Annotated in this window: 2 pseudogenes and 1 other annotated feature; both pseudogenes read right to left on the reverse strand. The window is 65.6% G+C overall.

Features of this window, described 5'->3' with window-relative positions:
• Positions 1–207 precede the first annotated feature (207 nt).
• Positions 208–1403 (reverse strand): annotated as a pseudogene (locus F563_RS24605) (IS3 family transposase).
• Positions 1021–1116: a sequence feature (AL1L pseudoknot), on the reverse strand. It overlaps the preceding pseudogene by 96 nt.
• Before the next feature lie 735 nt (positions 1404–2138).
• Positions 2139–2893 (reverse strand): annotated as a pseudogene (locus F563_RS24610) (IS5 family transposase).
• Positions 2894–3540 lie beyond the last annotated feature (647 nt).

Below are 3540 nucleotides of genomic sequence, written 5' to 3' on the forward strand. Positions count from 1 at the left end.
CTTTTAAGGGTGACATCACAAGGGGGAGCCCGTGATGCAGGGATGATCTGATTCAAGGTGGCGAGCAATGGGCCTCGCCATCGGTCAGCCGCCCCCTTCCGACGACGATGCGCCTGCGCTGCTCGCGCTGGCACAGCGCTGTCACGCCAATACTGGCTGGCGGCGATCTGAACCGCGCCGGGTTTGCCGGAGGCTGTTTGGTGTGAGTCAGGCCGCCAGGGGTGTGGCCTTCTGGGTGGCATAGTAACGCGCCTCCGCCTCGGCGGGCGGGATGTTGCCCATCGGCTCGAGGAGGCGGCGGTTGTTGAACCATTCCACCCATTCGAGGGTGGCGAACTCGACGCCCTCGAGACCGCGCCACGGGCCGCGTCGGCGGGTGACCTCGGTCTTGAACACGCCGATCACGCTTTCGGCCAGCGCGTTGTACCGCCCTGCGGGCGTTGTCTTCGGCCCGTAGCTATCGCCCACGCTGCCGACGGAGGGCTCGATGCCCGCCTGTGCCAGGCGCTCGGTGTAGCGGATCGATACGTATTGAACGCCGCGATCGCTGTGATGGAGGAGCCAGTGCCCTGGCCCCGGGCGCCGGTCGTGCGGCGCCTGCTAAAGAGCATCGAGGCCGAATCCAGCATGGGCAGTCCGCGACACCCGCCAGCCGACGATCCGCCGCGCGAAGGCGTCGATGACGAAGGCGATATAGACGAAGCCCTGCCAGGTTGCGACGTAGATGAAGTCTGACACCCAGAGCAGGTTCGGCCGCGGCGCCAGGAACTGCCGGTTGATCCGGTCGGCCGGGTACGGCGCGCCCGTGCCCGGCATCGTCGTCCTGGTCTCCTTCCCGCGCACCACGCCACGCAGGGCTATCTGCCGCATCGGCCGCGCCACCGTGCGGCGCGCAACCGGCGTCCCCTCGCGGCCGAGCTGGCGCCAGACCTTCCGCACGCCATAGACGCCGAAGTTCTCGGCATGGACGCGCCGCACCTCCGCCCGCAGCATCGCATCCCGCTGCGACCTAGCCGAGCCCTGGGCAGGCTCAACCCCGTGGGCGTCGTGGTGATCGTCGATGAAGGCGATCACGGCTTCGATCGGCGGTCGAGATCCGCCATTGCAAAATACGCCGACGCCTTCCGCAGGATCTCATTGGCCTGGCGCAGTTCGCGGACCTCGCGTTCCAGCGCTTTGATGCGATCCCGCTCCTCTGTCGTTGGCCCGGCCCGCTTACCGCGGTCACGTTCGGCCTGCCGAACCCACCGCCGCAGCGTCTCCGCCGTGCAGCCGATCTTCGCCGCGATCGAGCTGATCGCCGCCCATTGCGAGCCGTGCTCCCCGGCGCCGCCCAGCACCAGCCGCACCGACCGCTCCCGAACCTCAAGCGAGTAACTCGCCGCCGTCTTCTTCGCCATCATCGCTCCATCCTCTCAACGGTTGGAGCCTGCGGCAAACCCGGGGCGAATCAGATTTGGGGGTGAGATACCCCCCCTTGTACGCGCGGGCCGCTATAGGGCTCGTAGATATCGTTCCTGTCGGTCTACCTGACGCCGTTATCGCGCGACGCGGCCGCTGGGCGGCAGCGACCATGACATCGGCACCCTGTAGGCTGCGATGCGGACCATACGCTTCGGGTGCCGTGCGTCTCTGAGTGGCCCGTCATGATACGTCGTGAAGTCTGCGAGGCCGACGTTCATGGCGATCACAGATCGAAAAAAGGCGTGTCTCATGAGAATCTCGCGGTGCGATCCTGACCGGAGGATAAGGATATCCGCCTCGCGTATGGGCGCGCTGTCGCAGGATGTCGACCGCGGTTGCACATGATCGGTCGTTTCCGAACAGTCCAGGCCGAGGCATGACGGCACAATCGATGTGAGATCTGCACGAGGGGCGGCTGCCGTGGTGCCCGGAGTCCGAGCGGTATAAGTCGTCCCGGTGGGGCCCGCCACTTTCTCATATGCGTCTCACACATTGGACGCCTGCTGGTGCGAACACGCGGGACTGGAGAGTAACATCGAGGGGCCCGTCGGTCTGATGGACATCTCTGCCTTGGCACCGGACATCGGACAGGCGTCGCACGGCACGCAAGTCCACATGGGCGTAGGAAATGTCCGTCGGAAAGATGTGCTGTGGGGTCTGCCTAGGGTCCGGACTCACAACCAGAATGCGACGATGGCAGCGATGTGGACGGCTGCGAGGTAGGTTGCGGCGAGGCGGTCGTATCGGGTTGCGACGCGGCGGAAGTCCTTCAGCCGGCAGAACATGCGCTCGATGGCGTTTCGGCCGCGGTAGAGGGTGGGACTGAAGCAGCTCTTCCAGCGGCGGTTCGCCTTGGGCGGAATGTTCGGCACCGCGCCGCGCGCTTCGATCGCGCGTCGGAGGCGGTCTGCGTCGAACGCACGGTCGGCGATCACCAGTGCGCCCTCGGGGATGGCCTCGATCAGCGCCTCGCCGCCGCGGAGGTCGGCCGTGTTCCCGCCGGAGAGATGGAACGCGATCGGCTTGCCGCCTTGGTTTGCCGCCGCGCGGATCTTGGTGGTCCGGCCACCACGCGAGCGCCCGATCGCTTGCGCCCGCTCCCCCCTTTCCCGCCCGACGCGCTGCGATGCGCCTTGGCGTAGGTCGCATCCAGCAAGACCTCAGCGGGCGGGCCGCCAGCGGTGGCGAGCGTCTCGAAGATGCGCCGCCACACACCCTTGATCGCCCAGCGGACGTAGCGGTTGTACAGCGTCTTCGGCGGCCCGTACTCACGCGGCGCATGCCGCCAGGGGCAACCCGACCGCAGCACATGGACGATGCCGCTGATCACACGCCGGTCGTCCACACGCGGCTTGCCGCGTGTGTCGGTCGGCAGCAGCGGCGCCAGCCGACGTATCTGCGCCTCGTTCAGCCAGAACAGATCGCTCATCCCAGTTCCCGTCCCAACAGCCAAGGGAACCGCTCTGAATCACATCACGCCGCGTCGCTCAAAGGACTTTATGGGTCCGGACCCTAGGTCAGCCCCCTCCTCTATTGCGACCCTGCCTCGGCGCAATCACGACGAACGAAGCTCGTTCCGCGAGATCTCGAAGTGCACGAGGCCAAACCAGCGGTCGCCGCCAGTACAGCACTTCAAGGGATAGATCCTCTTTGTATGTATTAGGCCGCATCGGCAAGACGGAAAATCCCAGAACACATTGATAATCAACAGGTTAATAGGAACGGCGCAAGCTGCGGCATCGGCAGACCGTTTCGCAAAGGGACACCGCCTATGCGGGTAAGGCTCGCTTAATACTACCTATGCGAGTGTCCGGGCGAGTGCCAAGGGCGGGCTTCGCTCGGCGGTAGATCCAGCCGAGTTGGGAAACGCCACCTTGGTGCATACCCCAACTGGTACGCACTTGGAGAATACTGATGTCGGTGCCGATCACGTCGATCGTGTTCCAGAACTCGGGCGTTTTTTCTCTCGAAGGTGGTATCACGACGTTCGGCCAGACATTCCTGGCCGGCGCCCTGCGGCCCGGCCAGACCCTGCTCGCCGAGATCGGCGGCCAGCTCGTGCCGGTGCAGGTCGAC

The sequence above is a fragment of the Elioraea tepidiphila DSM 17972 genome, assembly GCF_000378465.1.
Classification (GTDB): domain Bacteria; phylum Pseudomonadota; class Alphaproteobacteria; order Acetobacterales; family Acetobacteraceae; genus Elioraea; species Elioraea tepidiphila.